The 18782-nt window shown below is 57.7% G+C and carries 17 protein-coding genes; 10 read left to right on the forward strand and 7 right to left on the reverse strand.

The features are described 5' to 3' along the window. Positions 1-16 precede the first annotated feature (16 nt). The 6 genes from mhpC (at position 17) to mmuM (ending at position 6163) form a co-directional block, all read left to right on the forward strand. Entirely contained in the window at positions 17-883 is an 867-nt protein-coding gene (gene mhpC, locus N7268_RS10550) for a 2-hydroxy-6-oxonona-2,4-dienedioate hydrolase (protein WP_198905184.1), read from the forward strand. A 9-nt stretch (positions 884-892) separates the two neighbouring features. Further along, entirely contained in the window at positions 893-1702 is an 810-nt protein-coding gene (gene mhpD, locus N7268_RS10555; protein WP_260862859.1) for a 2-keto-4-pentenoate hydratase, read from the forward strand. Next, on the forward strand, positions 1699-2649 hold the full coding sequence (mhpF, locus tag N7268_RS10560; protein ID WP_260862860.1) for an acetaldehyde dehydrogenase: 951 nt from the start codon (positions 1699-1701) through the stop codon (positions 2647-2649). The genes mhpD and mhpF overlap by 4 nt, the downstream gene beginning before the upstream one ends. Continuing rightward, a complete protein-coding gene (mhpE, locus tag N7268_RS10565; RefSeq protein WP_260862861.1) occupies positions 2646-3659 on the forward strand; it encodes a 4-hydroxy-2-oxovalerate aldolase in 1014 nt (337 codons plus the stop codon). The genes mhpF and mhpE overlap by 4 nt, the downstream gene beginning before the upstream one ends. A 68-nt stretch (positions 3660-3727) precedes the next feature. Further along, entirely contained in the window at positions 3728-4942 is a 1215-nt protein-coding gene (gene mhpT, locus N7268_RS10570; RefSeq protein ID WP_260862862.1) for a 3-(3-hydroxy-phenyl)propionate transporter MhpT, read from the forward strand. 288 nt (positions 4943-5230) lie between these two features. Continuing rightward, entirely contained in the window at positions 5231-6163 is a 933-nt protein-coding gene (gene mmuM, locus N7268_RS10575; protein WP_260862863.1) for a homocysteine S-methyltransferase, read from the forward strand. 32 nt (positions 6164-6195) lie between these two features. Here mmuM and fbpC read toward each other — a convergent pair whose 3' ends face one another. From fbpC to N7268_RS10605, 6 genes are all read right to left on the reverse strand, one after another. Continuing rightward, positions 6196-7242, reverse strand: coding sequence for a ferric ABC transporter ATP-binding protein (fbpC, locus tag N7268_RS10580; protein WP_260862864.1), 1047 nt, complete (start codon positions 7240-7242; stop codon positions 6196-6198). Between the two features lie 11 nt (positions 7243-7253). Beyond that, positions 7254-9332, reverse strand: a complete 2079-nt coding sequence (locus N7268_RS10585; protein WP_260862865.1) for an ABC transporter permease — start codon at positions 9330-9332, stop codon at positions 7254-7256. A 70-nt stretch (positions 9333-9402) separates the two neighbouring features. After that, entirely contained in the window at positions 9403-10434 is a 1032-nt protein-coding gene (locus N7268_RS10590) for an ABC transporter substrate-binding protein (protein WP_260862866.1), read from the reverse strand. Then, positions 10431-11759, reverse strand: a complete 1329-nt coding sequence (gene uhpC / locus N7268_RS10595) for an MFS transporter family glucose-6-phosphate receptor UhpC (protein ID WP_260863546.1) — start codon at positions 11757-11759, stop codon at positions 10431-10433. The genes N7268_RS10590 and uhpC overlap by 4 nt, the downstream gene beginning before the upstream one ends. A gap of 60 nt (positions 11760-11819) precedes the next feature. Beyond that, complete coding sequence (locus N7268_RS10600) at positions 11820-13361, reverse strand: MASE1 domain-containing protein (protein ID WP_260862867.1); 1542 nt, start codon at positions 13359-13361, stop codon at positions 11820-11822. After that, positions 13361-13990 carry a response regulator transcription factor gene (locus tag N7268_RS10605; RefSeq protein WP_198905170.1) on the reverse strand — a complete coding sequence of 210 codons (630 nt, stop codon included), beginning with the start codon at positions 13988-13990 and terminating at the stop codon, positions 13361-13363. Before N7268_RS10605 ends, N7268_RS10600 begins: the two co-directional genes overlap by 1 nt. A 255-nt stretch (positions 13991-14245) precedes the next feature. Here N7268_RS10605 and tauA point away from each other — a divergent pair, with 255 nt between their 5' ends. From tauA to tauD, 4 genes are read left to right on the forward strand one after another with little or no spacing between them, the layout of a single operon-like run. Next, entirely contained in the window at positions 14246-15208 is a 963-nt protein-coding gene (tauA, locus tag N7268_RS10610) for a taurine ABC transporter substrate-binding protein (RefSeq protein ID WP_260862868.1), read from the forward strand. 11 nt (positions 15209-15219) lie between these two features. Next, the gene (gene tauB, locus N7268_RS10615) at positions 15220-15987 is read left to right on the forward strand and encodes a taurine ABC transporter ATP-binding subunit (protein ID WP_260862869.1); all 768 of its coding nucleotides are present in this window, start codon (positions 15220-15222) and stop codon (positions 15985-15987) included. Beyond that, a complete protein-coding gene (gene tauC / locus N7268_RS10620; RefSeq protein ID WP_260862870.1) occupies positions 15984-16811 on the forward strand; it encodes a taurine ABC transporter permease TauC in 828 nt (275 codons plus the stop codon). The genes tauB and tauC overlap by 4 nt, the downstream gene beginning before the upstream one ends. Beyond that, on the forward strand, positions 16808-17659 hold the full coding sequence (gene tauD, locus N7268_RS10625) for a taurine dioxygenase (RefSeq protein WP_260862871.1): 852 nt from the start codon (positions 16808-16810) through the stop codon (positions 17657-17659). Before tauC ends, tauD begins: the two co-directional genes overlap by 4 nt. A 77-nt stretch (positions 17660-17736) precedes the next feature. On the opposite strand, the gene hemB is transcribed toward tauD, so the two are convergent. Further along, positions 17737-18711, reverse strand: a complete 975-nt coding sequence (hemB, locus tag N7268_RS10630; RefSeq protein WP_260862872.1) for a porphobilinogen synthase — start codon at positions 18709-18711, stop codon at positions 17737-17739. Positions 18712-18782: the final 71 nt, after the last annotated feature.

Genomic DNA, 18782 nt, shown 5'->3' on the forward strand with positions numbered 1-18782 from the left:
CAGGCAGGAGAACATCATGACTTACCAACCGCAAACCGAAGCCGCGACCAGCCGTTTTCTTGAGGTACAGGAAGCAGGCGAAACCCTACGCGTACATTTCAATGACTGTGGGCAGGGCGAAGAGACCGTCGTGCTGCTGCACGGCTCCGGTCCCGGCGCGACGGGCTGGGCGAACTTCAGCCGCAATATCGATCCGTTGGTGGAGGCCGGATACCGGGTGATCCTGCTGGATTGTCCGGGCTGGGGGAAAAGCGATGGGATCGTTAACCGCGGTTCGCGATCCGATCTTAATGCCCGCATTCTGAAAAGCGTGGTCGATCAACTGGATATTCAGAAAATCCACCTACTGGGTAACTCGATGGGCGGTCACAGTTCTGTGGCGTTCACCCTGAGCTGGCCGGAGCGCGTGGGCAAACTGGTGCTGATGGGCGGCGGGACGGGCGGGATGAGCCTGTTTACGCCGATGCCGACGGAAGGCATCAAGCGCCTGAATCAGCTGTATCGCGAGCCAACCATCGAAAATCTGAAGCTGATGATGGAGATCTTTGTTTTCGACACCCGTGACCTGACCGAGGCGCTGTTTGAGGCGCGTCTGAACAATATGCTGTCGCGCCGCGATCACCTGGAAAACTTTGTTCAGAGCCTGGAAGCCAACCCGAAACAGTTCCCGGACTTTGGCCCACGCCTGGCGGAAATCAAAGCCCAGACCCTGATTGTCTGGGGACGCAACGACCGTTTTGTGCCGATGGACGCCGGTCTGCGTTTGCTCTCCGGGATTGCCGGCTCTGAGCTGCACATCTACCGCGACTGCGGGCACTGGGCGCAGTGGGAGCATGCGGATGCTTTTAACCAGCTGGTGCTGAACTTCCTCGCTCGGCCTTAAGGAACGGACATGACGAATCTTAATCTTGAACAGTTGGCCGCCGATTTACGTCAGGCGCAGGAACAGGGCGTCGCGATAGCCCCGCTGCGTGAGCGGATTGGCGTGGATAACGCCGAAGCGGCCTACGCCATTCAGCGCATCAACGTGCAGTACGACGTTGAGCAGGGGCGTCGCGTGGTCGGGCGCAAAGTGGGGCTGACGCACCCGAAAGTGCAGCAGCAACTGGGCGTCGATCAGCCAGACTTCGGCACGCTGTTTGCCGACATGTGCTATGGCGATAACGACACCATCCCGTTTGCCCGCGTGCTGCAACCGCGCATTGAGGCGGAGATTGCGCTGGTGCTGAACCGCGATCTGCCCAATGCCGACACCACGTTTGACGAGCTGTATAGCGCCATCGAGTGGGTGCTGCCCGCGCTGGAAGTGGTCGGCAGCCGTATCCGCGACTGGTCGATTCAGTTTGTCGATACCGTGGCGGATAACGCTTCCTGCGGCGTGTATGTGGTCGGTGGTCCGGCGCAGCGTCCGGCAGGGTTAGATCTGAAAAACTGCGCGATGAAAATGACGCGCAATCACGAAGAGGTGTCCAGCGGGCGCGGCAGCGAATGTCTGGGACATCCGATCAACGCTGCCGTCTGGCTGGCGCGCAAAATGGCCAGCCTCGGCGAGCCGCTGCGCGCTGGAGACATCATTCTTACCGGCGCGTTAGGTCCGATGGTGGCGGTGAATGCGGGCGATCGTTTTGAAGCCCATATCGACGGTATTGGTTCAGTTGCCGCCACGTTTTCTGCGGCGGTGTCAAAAGGAAGTCAGTCATGAGTAAGCGTAAAGTCGCCATTATCGGCTCCGGCAATATCGGCACCGATTTGATGATTAAAATTCTGCGTCACGGTGTGCATCTGGAGATGGCGGTGATGGTGGGGATCGACCCGCAATCCGACGGGCTGGCGCGCGCCAGACGTCTGGGCGTGGCCACCACCCATGAAGGGGTGACGGGGTTAATAGCCATGCCGGAATTTGCCGATATCGACATTGTATTTGATGCCACCAGCGCGGGTGCGCACGTGAAAAACGACGCCGCCTTACGTGCGGTGAAACCGGGTATCCGCCTGATCGACCTGACGCCTGCGGCAATCGGCCCGTACTGCGTGCCGGTGGTGAACCTGGACGCGAACGTTGACCAGCAGAACGTCAATATGGTGACCTGCGGTGGGCAGGCGACGATCCCGATGGTGGCGGCAGTTTCCCGCGTGGCAAAGGTCCATTACGCCGAGATTATCGCCTCTATTGCCAGTAAATCCGCCGGGCCGGGCACGCGCGCCAATATCGATGAGTTTACCGAAACCACCTCGAAAGCCATTGAAGTGGTGGGGGGCGCGGAAAAAGGCAAAGCCATAATTGTGCTGAATCCGGCCGAGCCGCCGCTGATGATGCGCGACACGGTGTATGTGCTGAGCGAAACGGCTTCCCAGGTGGAAATTGAGTCGTCGATTAACGAGATGGCGGCGGCGGTGCAGGCTTACGTGCCGGGTTATCGCCTGAAGCAACGCGTGCAGTTTGAGGTCATCCCGCAGGATAAACCGGTCAATTTGCCGGGCATTGGTCAGTTCTCCGGTCTGAAAACCGCGGTGTATCTGGAAGTGGAAGGTGCCGCGCACTACCTGCCCGCTTACGCGGGCAACCTCGACATTATGACCTCCAGCGCGCTGGCGACCGCGGAGAAAATGGCGCAGTCACTCACCCGTCAGGCAGGAGAAGCAGCATGAACGGTAAAAAACTCTATATCTCTGACGTGACCCTGCGCGACGGCATGCACGCCATTCGTCATCAGTACTCGCTGGATAACGTGCGCCAGATCGCCAAAGCGCTGGACGATGCGCGAGTCGATTCGATTGAAGTGGCACATGGCGACGGTTTGCAGGGCTCCAGTTTTAACTATGGCTTTGGCGCGCACAGCGATCTGGAGTGGATTGAAGCGGCGGCAGACGTGGTGAAGCACGCGAAGATCGCCACGCTGTTGCTGCCAGGTATCGGTACGATTCACGACCTGAGAAATGCGTACCAGGCCGGCGCGCGGGTGGTGCGCGTGGCGACGCACTGCACCGAAGCGGACGTGTCGGCTCAGCATATTCAGTATGCGCGTGAGCTGGGCATGGACACCGTCGGCTTTCTGATGATGAGCCATATGACCACGCCGGAAAATCTGGCACAGCAGGCGAAGCTGATGGAAAACTATGGCGCGACCTGTATCTACGTGGTGGATTCCGGCGGCGCGATGAACATGAGCGATATCCGCGACCGCTTCCGTGCCCTGAAAGCGGTGCTGAAGCCGGAAACCGAAACCGGCATGCACGCCCACCATAACCTGAGTCTCGGCGTGGCGAACTCGATTACCGCAGTGGAAGAGGGCTGTGACCGTATCGATGCCAGCCTGGCGGGGATGGGGGCAGGTGCAGGCAACGCGCCGCTGGAGGTGTTTATCGCCGCGGCGGATAAGCTCGGCTGGCAGCACGGCACCGATCTCTATGCGTTGATGGACGCCGCCGACGATCTTGTGCGTCCACTGCAGGACCGCCCGGTGCGGGTGGATCGCGAAACGCTGGCGTTGGGTTATGCCGGGGTGTATTCGAGCTTCCTGCGCCATTGCGAAGTGGCGGCGGCGCGTTATGGCCTGAGTGCGGTGGATATTCTGGTTGAACTGGGCAAACGCCGGATGGTGGGCGGTCAGGAAGATATGATCGTTGACGTGGCGCTGGATCTACGCAACAGCAAATAAAAATGATGACGCGGCTGGCAACGTATCAGCCGCGATTCACCTGCATCAAAACCTCAGAGGTACATTTTATGACGACCCGTACCCCCGCATCCTCTTCCCGCCTGACGCTGACCGTCGGGCTCTGTTTTTTAGTTGCCCTGATGGAAGGGCTGGATTTACAGGCCGCCGGTATCGCTGCCGTCGGCATCGCCCAGGCGTTTGCGCTGGATAAAATGCAGATGGGCTGGATCTTCAGCGCGGGCATTCTCGGGCTGCTGCCCGGTGCGCTGGTGGGCGGCATGCTGGCCGACCGCTATGGCCGCAAGCGCATTCTCATTGCCTCCGTGGCGCTGTTTGGCCTGTTCTCGCTGGCGACGGCGATTTCGTGGAGTTTCTCATCACTGGTCTTTGCCCGTCTGATGACCGGCGTCGGGCTGGGAGCGGCGTTGCCAAACCTGATTGCGCTCACCTCCGAAGCGGCGGGGCCGCGTTTTCGCGGCACGGCGGTAAGCCTGATGTACTGCGGCGTACCGATTGGCGCGGCGCTGGCGGCAGCGCTCGGGTTTAGCGGTCTGGCGTCTGCCTGGCAAACGGTGTTCTGGGTGGGCGGGGTGATCCCGCTGCTGCTTGTGCCGCTGTTGATGCGCTGGCTGCCGGAATCACAGGTTTATGCCCGGCAAACGCAGGTGGCTGCCGCGCCGCTACGCGCCCTGTTTGCGCCCGCGACGGCGACCGCCACGCTGCTGCTGTGGTTGTGTTATTTCTTCACCCTGCTGGTGGTGTACATGCTGATTAACTGGCTGCCGATGCTGCTGGTGGAGCAGGGCTTTAAGCCCTCGCAGGCGGCGGGCGTGATGTTTGCCCTGCAAATCGGCGCGGCCAGCGGCACGTTAATTCTCGGGGCGTTGATGGACAAACTGCGCCCGGTGGTGATGTCGCTGCTGATTTACACCGGGATGCTGGCTTCGCTGCTGGCGCTGGGGACGGTGTCGTCATTGAGCGGCATGCTGGTGGCCGGATTTGTGGCGGGCATGTTCGCCACCGGAGGACAGAGCGTACTGTATGCGCTGGCACCGCTGTTTTACAACACGTCGATCCGCGCCACCGGCGTGGGCACTGCGGTTGCGGTCGGGCGTCTGGGGGCGATGAGCGGCCCGTTACTGGCGGGTAAGATGCTGGCGCTGGGCACCGGAACGGTAGGGGTGATGGCCGCTTCCGCGCCGGGGATCCTGCTGGCCGGGCTGGCGGTGTTTATGCTGATGAATCGCAAATCACAGATGACGGTGCAGGCCAGCGGCTCCTGAGAGTCAACCAGAGGTATGAGTGCAAACATGCGGTTCCCACTTCCGGGGGAACGCCAGCGAGCCGCGCCGTTGCCAGAGTTGTTATAAACCCTGGCAACGGAGGCGTTATGGCCTGGCGACCCTTTTTGTATCTGATTATTAACCCTCACCCGGCGTTGAGCGCCCGGCGCGGACATCTGCGTCTGGTGCAGGGCTGAGGCATATCCATAATTGCGGGGGAGCGCGGATCCCCGTGTGCAAGGCTGTGTTATGGTGGCGGTTTTCGTCCGTTAAAACAGGAGCCAGAACATGTCGCAGCATAATCCGTTACGTGCCCTCCTTGATAAGCAGGACTTTTTGTTGCTGGATGGCGCACTGGCGACGGAACTGGAAGCGCGCGGTTGTCACTTAGCCGATAGTCTGTGGTCTGCCAGGGTGCTGGTAGAGAACCCGGAGCTGATTCGCGAAGTGCATCTGGATTACTTCCGGACGGGGGCGCAGTGCGCGATTACCGCCAGCTATCAGGCGACGCCAGCCAGTTTTGCTGCGTTGGGTCTGGATGAGGCGCAGTCGCGGGCGTTGATCGGTAAGAGCGTGGAGCTGGCGCGTAAAGCGCGCGAGGCCTGGCTGGCGGAGAACCCGCAGGCGGGCACACTGCTGGTGGCGGGCTCCGTCGGACCTTACGGCGCATATCTGGCGGATGGCTCAGAGTACCGTGGCGATTACCAACGTAGCGCCGAGGAATTTCAGGCGTTTCATCGTTCGCGGGTGGAAGCGCTTCTGGATGCCGGCGCGGATTTGCTGGCCTGTGAAACCCTGCCGAATTTTGCTGAGATCAAGGCTCTGGCGGCGTTGCTGACTGCCTGGCCGCGTGCGCGGGCATGGTTTTCTTTCACTCTGCGTGACAGCGAACATCTGAGTGACGGTACGCCGCTGCGCGAAGTCGTGGCGTTTTTAAGTCACTACCCGCAAGTCGTGGCGGTGGGGATTAACTGTATTGCGCTGGAAAACGCCACCGCCGCATTGCAGCATTTACACGGCTTAACATCGCTGCCGCTGGTGGTGTATCCGAACTCAGGCGAGCATTATGATGCAGCGAGCAAAACCTGGCATCGTCACCGTGAACATTGTGCGCGACTGGCGGATTATCTGCCGCAGTGGCGGGCGGCAGGCGCGCGGTTGATTGGCGGGTGCTGTCGCACCACGCCTGAGGATATTGCCGGGTTGAAAGCCCATTGTTGAAGATTGACCGGGCTGGAAGGCCCGGTCAATCTTCACGCCGCATCGGCCAGGACAAACATGCCGTACGGATGGATTTCGAGATAATAGTGCTCGCCGACGTCCGGTTGCAGGCGCGTGGCGTTAACCTGTAATAAGATCTCCTGCCCGTGCCACACGACGGTCACCTCATACTGTGGCCCCATATAGGCGACGTGCTGGATCACACAGCGTTGGCTCTCCTCGCCGCGATCGCTCAACGTTATGGCTTCCGGGCGTACGCCGACGGTGCCTTCACCCTGCGTGGCAAAATGCAGCGGTCGTGGCAGACGGTAGCCGTAGATATCGACAGTGTCCTGGCTAAATGCCGCCGGAAACAGGTTGGCGTCGCCCATAAAGCTCGCCATAAAGCGCGATGCTGGCTGACGGTAGAGATCCTGTGGTGAGCCAATTTGCATGATATGCCCTTTGTTCATCACCAGCACGGTATCAGAAACCGCAAACGCTTCGCTCTGATCGTGGGTCACGTACAACGAGGTGATATCAAACTGCTTTTGCAGTTCGCGGATCTTATCGCGCATGCTGCGACGCAGGTTGGCGTCGAGGTTACTTAACGGTTCATCAAACAACAGCACCTTCGGTTTGAGGATTAACGCACGCGCCAGCGCCACGCGCTGCTGCTGCCCGCCGGAGATCTGATCAACATAACGGTCTTCGAATCCTTCCAGATCCACCATCGCCAGCGCCTCTTTCACTCGCGCTTTCACTTCTGCGCGCGATACGCCGAGCATTTTCAGACCATAGCCGACGTTTTCGCCCAGCGACATATGGGGGAACAGCGCGTAGGACTGAAACACCATGCAGATATCACGCTGCTGGATAGAGCGATGAGTGACGTCTTCGCCATCAATGAAAATCTGCCCTTCGCTTGGTTTTTCCAGCCCGGCGACCAGGCGCAAAATGGTGGTCTTGCCGCAGCCGGAAGGGCCGAGCAGCGTGACCATTTGCCCCTGTGGGATGGTGAGATTGATATTGTCGATAACCGTGTTGCTGCCAAATCGTTTGGTGACGTTGCGCAGTTCAACGAAATTTTTCTGAGTCATAGTGCGCTCCATTACGCCTGGTTTTTGGCTTTTGAACGGGAGGTACGTGATTCACCGATCAGCCAGTCAAAGATGAAAATGATCGCCAGCATCACCACGATAAGGATCGAACCGTAGGCGATAGCCACCCCGTATTCACCGTCTTCCACGCGGTTCAGGATATAAGCGGTGGCGACGCGGGTGTCCGGCGTCACGAGGAACACAATGGCGCTGACGGTGGTGATGGCGCGCACGAAGCTGTAGATCAGCGCGGAGAGAATAGCCGGGCGCAACAGCGGCAGCAGGATATGCGTAATGGTACGCAGTGAACCCGCGCGCAGGCTGAGAGAGGCTTCATCGAGTGATTTATCAATCTGCCCTAAGCCTGCGATGCCCGCGCGAATACCGACCGGGACGTTACGCATCACCATTGAGATAATGACGATGGCCGCAGTACCGGTGAGGTACACCGGTGCGCTGTTAAAGGCCAGAATGTACGATACGCCCGCCACGGTGCCTGGTACCGCAAAGCACAGCATGGTGGTGAACTCGATGGTTTTCTTACCTTTGAACTGCTGGCGCACGACTATCCACGCAATCAACAGACCGAAGATGGCGGTGATCGGCGCGGCAATGCCAGCGTAGAGGAGGGTGTCGAGCAGTGAAGGCCATGCCCCGTCGCTCATGCCCTGACCAAACAGCTTGATAAAGTTATCCAGCGTCAGGGTGTAGTCCACGCCCCAGTTCACGGTGAAACTGCCGTAGAAAATGCTGCCGTAGAGCAGGGCGTTAAAGGCAATCCATACCGCCAGAATCGCCACCACGCTCCACACCAGCGTGACCGGCAGCGGCTGCACGTCGCCGCGATACGATTTACCGGAAACGGTGACGTAAGAACGTTTGCCGATCCACATATACTGCACGCAGAACACCAGCAGTGAGAACAGCAGCAGGAATGCGCCCAGCGTACTGGCGGCCTGATAATCAAGCTGTGAACCGGTGATGTAGAAGTAGATTTGCGTCGCCAGCACGTCGAAGTTACCGCCGAGTACCAGCGGGTTACTGAAGTCGGCGAGCGATTGCACGACGACGATCAAAAAGGCGTTGGCCAGCGCCGGTTTCAGCAGCGGGACAAATACGCCGTTAAAGGTTTGCCAGCGGCTGGCGCGCAGGGTGTACGACGCCTCTTCCAGCGACGGGTGAATGGTTTTGATCGCGCCGTCGAGGATCATAAATGCCATCGGGGTAAAGGCCAGCACCTGCGCCAGCCAGATACCGGTAAAACCGTACAGCCAGTTGGTGTTAGTCAGCCCAAACCACTCCACCATTAATTCGGTGACGTAACCGGAGCGCCCCATCATTAAGGTGACGCCTAAGCCGACAACAAACGGTGGCGTGACGATCGGCAGAATCGAGAAGATACGGCCAATAATGGCGCTGCGTCTGGCGATACGCGTGGTGTAGATCGCCAGCACCAGCCCGAAGAAGGTACAACCGACGCCGACGGCAATCGACAGCATGATCGAGTTGATGATCACCTGAATGATATGCGCCTGCGACAGCACATTCATAAACGCCAGCGGGGCGAATTCCCCGGTGTCGTTGGTGAACATCGGGATAAAAATAGCGATGCTCGGCCAGACGATAAAAATACCGATCAGCGCGACAATGGCGGTGAGTGAACCGATGACGAAACGGTCGCCGCCCAGCCATTCAAGGCGAGTTAACGCCAGGGTCATAATGGCGCCCAGCGCGACAAACAGTACGATGGTCGCGTAGCCTAAGCCGCGTCCCTCAAGGGTGGCGCTGGCGACAATAAAGGCCATACAGAAAAGCGCCCAGCCCGCGTCCAGGTAGTGGCGGCTACGCTGGTCGCGCCGGGCTTCATGGAACGGGCGTACCAGCAGCAGGCTCGGCAACAGATACCACAGCCAGCTAATATTGAGATGTGACCAGCCGTAGGCGTCGAGGATCTCGTCGCGTGTGGATTCCAGCAGGCCATAGTCAAGGCTCCAGCTTGGCAGCAGAGCAAACGCCAGCCAGCCGAGCAAAACCCAAAGAAATATCGCATCCCGTTTTTTCACGGGATGGAGTGCAAGTGTGTGTGACATAAGCGGTTCCGGTATTTCAGGCCGGGCAGGGCGTTACGCCGCTACCCGGCAAATGATCGCAAATGCAGGCTTATTTACCCATCTTCACTTCGCTGACCCATTTGTTGATCAAGGCTTTACGCACATCGGTAGAGCCGTACTTATCCATGTCGTAATTGATCAGTTTCAGGTCATCGAGTTTCAGTGAGTTGGGCGAGGTCTCAGCGGTGGTGTTGGTCAGGATCTGATAGGATTTGCCTTTCTTCCATGCCAGCTCCTGGGCGTCTTTTGACAGTACCCAGTCAACGAACAGTTTGGCGTTTTCGAGATTACGCGCCCCTTTCAGGATGCTGACGCCGCCAATTTCATAACCGGTACCTTCGCAAGGGGAGATCAGCTCCAGCGGTGCGCCCTGTTCTTTTTCCAGCGAGTAATCGTGCAGGAAGCCAATACCGATCGCCGTTTCACCACGGGCGGCGTTACGCGCCGGGGCAATGCCGGATTTGGTGTACTGGGAAACGTTAGCGTTGAGTTGCTTCAGGTAATCAAAGGCCTGATCTTCCCCCCACAACTGGGCGAAGGTCGCCAGCGCGGTGTAAGCAGTGCCGGAACTTTGCGGATCAGCAATCTGAATTTCACCTTTGTATTCCGGTTTGGTCAGATCTTTCCAGCATTTTGGCACTGGCAGGTTTTTCTCTTTCAGGCGCTGCGTATTGACGCCAAAGCCCAGAATACCGACGTAAACCGCTGATGAGAGGTTACCTTTTACTTTTGCCGGATCGCGGAATTTCTCCATGATCTGCTCAAGATTTGGCGATTTATAGGGCTGCAGCAGACCCATTTCACCCGCCTGAGACTGCGGGTCCAGGGTTCCGCCGTACCAGACATCCGCCTGTGGGTTTTTCTTCTCGGCGTCAACTTTCGCCAGCGTACTGCCCGAACCGTTACGAATGAACGAGGTCTTCACATCATATTTATCACCGAAGGCTTTGGTTTCGGCTTCGCACATCTCGTTGGTGGCGCTGCAATAGACCACCAGACGGCCTTGAGCCTGTGCTGCACTGCTGAAGGCAGCCAACGCCAGAGCGGAGGCAATCAGGGTAGAGGTAAGCGTCAGTTTCATTGTTTTATCCTTTGACTGAGAGAAGGGGTAATGCCTGCAATGAGCAGCGGCATCAGCAATAAACCCATAAAGACAGCGGCAACCGAGAGCAAACTGAACATTCCCGACCAGCCATAATGTTCAATGACCAGCGACAGCGGCCAACCCGCCAGCGCGGCCCCCAGATAGGCGAACAGCCCGAGAAAACCGGTGATAGAACCTGCCGCTGCCTTGTGTCCGCATTCGACCGCCGCCAGGCCAATCAACATCTGTGGGCCAAACACAAAAAAGCCCACGGTAAAGAAACAGACCGCCAGCAGCGCGTAATGGTGAACCGGCGCCAGCCACAGGGCGGCGACAGAGACCATTAGCCCTAGCGTGAACAACAAAATCATTGGCGCGCGCTGCCCGCTGAACAGCAAATCTGAACCCCATCCGGCAAACAGTGCGCCGAGCAAACCGCCAACTTCAAACAGCATCACCGTGGCGTTGGCGCTGAGCAGGTTGACGCCGTGGCTCTCCGTCAGCCAGATATTGCCCCAGTCGTTGAGGGCAATGCGGATCAAATAGACCAGCACATACGACACGCCGAGCAGCCAGATCATCGGGTTTTTCAGCATCGTCGTGCGTAACATCTGCCACAGCCCCATCGGCGGGCTTTGCTGCTCCTGACGCAACTCCAGCGGGTCATGTCGCCACTCGCCCACTGTCGGTAATCCCTCTTCCTGGGGCGTGCCTTTGAGTTGCAGGGTAAGCCAGATACCCAACGCCATGCTGATGATCCCCGGTGTCAGCATCGCGGCCTGCCAGCCCCACCAGTGGGCGGCGAAGGCGCTAATCAGCGGGATCACCGCCCCGCCAATGTTGATCGACATGTTCCAGCATCCCCACCAGAAGCCACGTTCGTTGCGCGAGTACCAGTGGGTCAGCAGTCGGGCACAGGGCGGCCAGCCCCAGCCCTGAAAAAATCCGTTTAACGACCAGACCACCAGTAGCAACGTCAGGGATTCGCCAAAGGCGAACACCACGTTTAAGACGCCGGTGGCGAACAGGCCAATCCCCATAAACGCGCGTTGCCCGTGACTGTCATGCCACAGCCCGGCGGTAAACTTGGATAAGCCGTAGGTCAGATAAAACAGTGACCCCAGCAGGCCGATATCGCCTTTATCCAGCCCCAGATCCGTTTGCAATGCCGGAAGTACGTAGTTGACGCTTTTGCGCGTCAGGTAAAACGCCGCGTAGCCAATCACCATGCACATCAGTAGCCGGGGACGAAGCGCCCGGTAGCGTTGATTGATTTCAGTTGCTGCGCCTGCGTGCATAGCCGTCTCCGTTTTGCTGACTATAAGAAAGTGAAACCGAAAGGGGATGAGACAAAGTCCGGACTGACTAAGACTTTTTCCTGGTTAAGGACGGGTTTGTTGTAAATTTGTGGGCAGGTTAACAATTACCCGCGTGCCGCCCTGTGATTCGAGCGTCAGTTCGCCGCCGAGCGCATTGACGCGCTCACGCATTCCCTGGATACCGAAGCCGGACATTTTTTCGGGATGAATGCCGACGCCGTTGTCGTCCACCTGCAGACAGAGATGCTGTTCCTGCTGGCGTAGCACTATCGACACGTCGCTGGCGTTGGCATGTTTACAGACGTTATTGAGTAACTCCTGCAACAGGCGGTAAAGGGTAAACCTGACGGTTTCATTTTCTGGTGTGGTGTCCAGCTGATAGTCAAACCGACAGCGAATGCCCCGTTCGCCAAAGGCAAACTCATTCACCAGATGATGCAACGCATCTTTAAAGGAGAGCTCATCGAGTGCGGGCGGGCGTAGCTGGCGCAATAGCTGACGGGTGGAGTGATGAATGCGCCGGGCAAGGTCGTTGATTTGATTTGCCGCCTCCAGCGATTGCGCCGGATTGTGCGCCCGTTTGACCAACTGCGACTGGATTTGAATGGCGGTAATGTTCTGACCAATCTCGTCATGCAGCTCCCGCGCGAGGCTCTTACGCGTATTTTCTTCGGTGCGGATCAACTGTTCGGTCAACGCCCGTCGCGCCGTCAGTTCGGCTTCCAGACGCTGGCGGTAGTGGTGCAGGTTTTGCGCCAGATGCTGTTGGCGGCTGATGGCAATCCCCAGACCGATACCGAGCAGCGCCTGAGTGGCGAGAAAAATCTCCAGCTCGATAAGATTACTGAATCCCACGCCTATCTGGCGCGCGATAGTGATCATCATGCTGCCGAGCAGCCCGGATAAGACACCTCCCTGCCAGCCGAATTTCCATGCCATCACCACGTTTGGCAGGAATACCACAATCAACAGCAGGCGCTCGATGTCCGGCGACAGAATCATCTGTGTACCGATGCCGATAATGAAAAACAGGCTGCACCAGATGATAAGGGACGTGCGCAGCGGGGGATTGCTGGTATCCAGTCCGAGTAAATGATATCGGTGCTGTTGGCGCAGGAATTCGTAGATCAAATAGACAAACGGCGTCAACAGCACGCCGCCGGTAAACGAAGCCAGACCTGTCAGCGTTGCCGGGCTTTGGATAAAGGGGGAAAGCAGTGCGGTGTTGAGCAATGACGTGACGGTGACGGCGGCCAGCAACAGCGTTAATCGCTGCCAGTAAAGCGGGAAACGGTGCCAGTACGATTGCCCGATACTGGCCGGCAACAGGCTAATCAGCGGCGCCGCCAGCAGGATGTAGCCATTCAATAACTGCTCGCTGTGCAACCACAACAACATCAGTATCGGCGGCAACACCAGCGCGGGCCAGTATCGCCGTGAAAGCAGGATTAATAGCGCGAGATAGACGCCGTGCGGCAGAAATAACGCTGCCTGCTGACCGTTATGGGTCAGGTAAAAACCCAGCGTCCATAGCATCAACCAGCCCGATCCCCAGGCCAGCAGAATAAACAGGGAGATCACCCAATGGCGAGCGGAACGCGACATTAATGCCCCGTCAGTAACTGGTGGTCGAGGGCAAAATGCACCAGATCGATGGTGCTGTGGCACTGTAGTTTGCCGAGAACGTTCGCACGGTGGACATGTACCGTTTTGTGGCTGAGGTCGAGCTTAAAGGCGATTTCTTTCACGCTGTCGCCTTTGACCAGCAGATCAAACACTTCGCGCTCGCGTGGCGTCAGTACTTCCAGTACCTGTGCAGGTTGTTCGCCGCCGCGTAATGCCCGTAAGGCATCGGCACACAGATAATGTCCACCCATCCCCACCGAACGTACCGCCTGAACCAGCTCCTCCGGGCCGCAGCGTTTGGTGAGATAGCCGCTGGCGCCCGCATCCAGTGCGCTTTGTACAAACGTTGGCGCATCATAGATGCTGAGGATAATGGCGCGAAAATCAGGTTTTTGCGCCCGCAGGCGTTTCAACAGGCTCAGACCGTTTTCATCCGGCATGGCGATATCCATGACCGCCACGCTGACATCATCGCGCAGCAATGCAGGCCAGGCCTGAGCTGCGCTACTGTACTGACCAATGACGCTGAGATCATCTTCGAGACTGAGTAATTGCGCAAAGCCGGAACGCACCACCACATGGTCATCCACCAGCACAACATGAATCATTTTCTTGCTCTCTTACCTGATAATGGCCTCTATGATGCCTGCCAGCGCTGCACTGGCAATCATCGGAGTGCGGTTATGTAACGAATGTAACAAAACCGCAATAAAAATGCGTGGCGCGGTTTTTGTGGAAAATCACTAACCTTTGCCGCTTTTTTTCTAAAAACAGATCGCTATTAGCCAGAATTTTTAATTCCTTTATCAAATTCAACCGCAACGAAATACTGCCCCCATAACAAGACAGGGGAGCAGACAAACATGGCTATTTCATCGCGTAATACACTGGTTGCCGCGCTGGCATTCATCGCATTTCAGGCGCAGGCGGTGAACGTTACCGTTGCGTATCAGACTTCCGCAGAGCCGGCCAAAGTGGCACAAGCGGATAACACCTTTGCTAAAGCGAGCGGCGCGACCGTTGACTGGCGCAAATTCGACAGCGGCGCGAGCATCGTCAGGGCGCTGGCTTCCGGCGATGTGCAGATTGGCAACCTCGGCTCAAGCCCGCTGGCGGTCGCTGCCAGTCAGCAGGTGCCCATTGAGGTCTTTCTGCTGGCCTCAAAGCTCGGTAACTCCGAAGCGCTGGTGGTGAAGAAGAACATCAGTAAACCGGAAGATCTGATCGGCAAACGCATTGCGGTGCCGTTTATCTCAACGACCCATTACAGCCTGCTGGCGGCGCTAAAACACTGGGGGATCAAACCCGGTCAGGTAGAGATTGTGAACCTGCAACCGCCGGCGATTATTGCCGCCTGGCAGCGTGGGGATATTGATGGTGCCTACGTCTGGGCGCCTGCGGTTAACGCGCTGGAAAAAGACGGCAAGGTGTTAACCGACTCTGAAAAAGTGGGGCAATGGGGCGCGCCGACGCTGGATGTGTGGGTGGTGCGCAAAGATTTTGCCGAGAAGCATCCTGAAGTCGTCAAAGCGTTCGCGAAAAGCGCCATTGATGCGCAGCAGCCCTATATCGCCAATCCCGATGAGTGGTTGAAACAGCCCGAGAATATCAGCAAGTTGGCACGCCTGAGTGGCGTCCCGGAAGCAGATGTGCCGGGGCTGGTGAAAGGCAACACCTATCTGACACCGCAACAACAAACCGCCGAGCTGACCGGGCCGGTAAACAAAGCCATTATCGATACGGCGCAGTTCCTCAAAGATCAGGGCAAAGTCCCTGCCGTGGCGACGGACTACAGCCAGTACGTTACCGATCGCTTCGTGCAATAAAGGGGGCGCCGATGCTGCAAATCTCTCATCTCACCGCCAGCTACGGGGGCAAGCCTGTACTGGACGATATCAATCTGACGCTGGAGAGCGCAGAGCTGCTGGTGGTGCTCGGGCCTTCTGGCTGCGGAAAAACGACACTGCTGAATCTGATTGCCGGATTCGTGCCGTATCAGCACGGCAGCATTACCCTGGCCGGAAAAAAGGTCGAGGGGCCAGGCGCCGAGCGTGGGGTTGTGTTCCAGAACGAAGGCCTGTTGCCCTGGCGTAACGTGCAGGATAACGTCGGATTGGGTCTGCAGCTGGCAGGCGTCGAGAGATCGCAGCGTCAACGCGTCGCACAAGAGATGCTAAGGAAGGTGGGGCTGAAGGGCGCGGAGAAACGTTATATCTGGCAGCTTTCTGGTGGACAACGTCAGCGTGTTGGCATTGCCCGGGCACTGGCGGCGAATCCGCAGCTATTGCTGCTGGACGAACCTTTTGGCGCGCTCGATGCTTTTACCCGCGAACAGATGCAAACCCTGCTGCTGAAACTGTGGCATGAGACCGGTAAACAGGTGCTGCTGATTACCCACGATATTGAAGAGGCCGTGTTTATGGCCACCGAACTGGTGTTGCTGTCTCCGGGACCAGGGCGGGTGCTTGAACGTTTGCCGCTGAATTTTGCGCGCCGTTTTGTGGCCGGAGAAGCCAGCCGCAGCATCAAGTCCGATCCCGCGTTTATTGCGATGCGCGAGTACGTGCTAAGCCGCGTTTTTGCGCAACGGGAGGCGTTCTCATGAGCGTGGTGATTAACGATAAACCCCGTCAGCGCGTACTGAGCTGGCGCTGGCCGCTTTCTCGTCAGATAACGTTAAGTCTCGGTACGCTGGCCGTCATTCTGGCGGTGTGGTGGGCGGTGGCGGCGCTGCAGTTAATCAGTCCGTTGTTTTTACCGCCGCCGGGGCAGGTATTACAAAAACTCATTACGCTTGCCGGGCCGCAAGGGTTTATGGATGCCACGTTGTGGCAGCATCTGGCGGCAAGCCTGACACGGATTGTCATTGCGCTGCTGGCGGCGGTGATTATCGGTATCCCGGTGGGGATCGCCATGGGGCTGAGCCCGACGGTGCGCGGCATACTTGATCCGATTATTGAATTGTATCGCCCGGTGCCACCGCTGGCGTATTTGCCGCTGATGGTGATCTGGTTTGGGATCGGTGAAACCTCCAAGATCCTGCTGATCTATCTGGCGATTTTTGCCCCCGTTGCGATGTCGGCGCTGGCGGGCGTAAATAGCGCGCAGCAGGTGAGGATCCGTGCCGCACAGTCGCTGGGAGCCAGCCGGGTGCAGGTGTTGTGGTTTGTGATTTTGCCGGGCGCATTGCCGGAAATTCTGACCGGATTACGCATCGGGCTGGGTGTGGGTTGGTCAACGCTGGTGGCAGCTGAACTGATTGCCGCGACGCGTGGGTTAGGTTTTATGGTGCAGTCCGCGGGGGAGTTTCTGGCGACTGATGTGGTGCTGGCGGGGATCGCGGTGATTGCCGTTATCGCCTTTATTTTAGAATTGGGTTTGCGTGCGCTCCAGCGCCGTCTGACGCCCTGGCATGGAGAAGTACAATGAGTGAACGTCTGAGCATTACCCCGCTGGGGCCGTACATCGGTGCGCAAATTACCGGCGCTGACCTGACGCGTCCGCTGAGCGATAACCAGTTTGAACAGCTTTACCATGCGGTGCTTCGCCATCAGGTGGTTTTCCTGCGTGAGCAGGCGATTACGCCACAGCAACAACGGGAGCTGGCGCTGCGCTTTGGCGAGCTACACATTCACCCTGTGTACCCGCATGCTGAGGGCGTGGAGGAAATTATCGTACTGGATACGCATAACGATAACCCACCGGATAATGACAACTGGCACACCGACGTGACGTTTATTGAGACGCCGCCCGCTGGCGCGATTCTGGCGGCAAAAGAGCTGCCCTCAACCGGGGGAGACACTCTGTGGACCAGCGGAATTGCTGCATATGAAGCACTCTCTGCACCGTTTCGTCAGTTGCTGAGCGGCCTGCGGGCGGAACATGATTTCCGTAAATCCTTCCAGGAATTCAAATATCGTCACTCTGATGAGGATCACCAGCGCTGGCTGGACGCGGTCGCGAAGCATCCGCCGTTGCTGCATCCTGTGGTGCGCACGCATCCGGTCAGCGGCAAGCAGGCGTTGTTTGTGAACGAAGGATTTACGACGCGAATTGTTGATGTGACGGAGAAAGAGAGTGGGGCGCTGCTTGGATTCCTGTTTGCCCACGTCACCAAACCTGAGTTTCAGGTGCGCTGGCGTTGGCAACCGAATGATGTGGCGATTTGGGATAACCGTGTGACGCAGCATTACGCGAATGCTGATTATCTGCCGCAACGGCGCATTATGCATCGGGCGACCATTCTGGGGGATAAGCCTTACTTTCGTGCGGGCTGACTGCCCGGTGGCGTTTCGCTTACCGGCCTACCGTTGAGTAGGCCGGATAAGGCGAAGCCATCGTCTGGCAAAATTACTTAACGCAGGATTTTTTTCTCAGCCAGATCCAGGGCGAAGTAGCTGAAGATCAGATCCGCGCCTGCGCGTTTGATCGAACCTAAACTTTCCAGCACCACTTTCTCTTCATCTATTGCGCCTGCCAGCGCGGCGAATTTGATCATCGCGTATTCACCGCTGACCTGGTACGCGCCGATAGGCAGTTCGGTACGTTCACGGATATCACGCAGAACATCAAGGTATGCGCCAGCCGGTTTCACCATCAGGCAGTCTGCGCCCTGGGCCTCATCAAGCAGGGATTCACGAATGGCCTCGCGGCGGTTCATCGGGTTCATCTGATACGTTTTACGATCGCCCTTCAGCGCAGTGCCTGCCGCTTCGCGGAACGGGCCGTAGAACGAGGAGGCAAACTTGGTGGAGTAGGACATGATGGCGGTATCGGTGAAGCCCGCAGCATCCAGCGCCTGGCGAATGGCCTGCACCTGGCCGTCCATCGCCGCGGAAGGCGCGATGAAATCGGCACCCGCCGCAGCGGCCACAACTGCCTGTTTGCCGAGGTTGGCAAGGGTCAAATCGTTGTCCACACCGTGTTCGCATAATACCCCACAGTGACCGTGTGAGGTGTATTCGCAGAAGCAGGTATCGGACATGACGATCATTTCCGGGACGGTTTGCTTGCAAATACGTGACATTCTTGCCACCAGACCGTCTTCTTTCCAGGCATCGCTGCCGGTGTCATCAGTGTGGTGGGAAATACCAAAGGTCATCACCGAGCGGATGCCTGCGTTAGCAATGCGTTCGATCTCGCGCGCCAGATGTTTTTCTGGAATGCGCATCACGCCGGGCATGGCCTCGATGGCTTTGTAATCGTCGAGTTCTTCTTCAACAAAGATCGGCAACACCAGGTCATTTAAGCTGAGTGTTGTCTCTTCAAACATAGCGCGCAGCGCAGGGGATTTGCGCAGGCGACGAGGGCGTTGGATTAGGTCTGTCATGGTATGCCTGATGTTTGTGGAATCGAAGGCCGTAGTATACCTCAACCTGTGTGAGGGTGTTTTACGAAAGT

This window comes from Citrobacter sp. Marseille-Q6884 (assembly GCF_945906775.1).
GTDB lineage: Bacteria > Pseudomonadota > Gammaproteobacteria > Enterobacterales > Enterobacteriaceae > Citrobacter.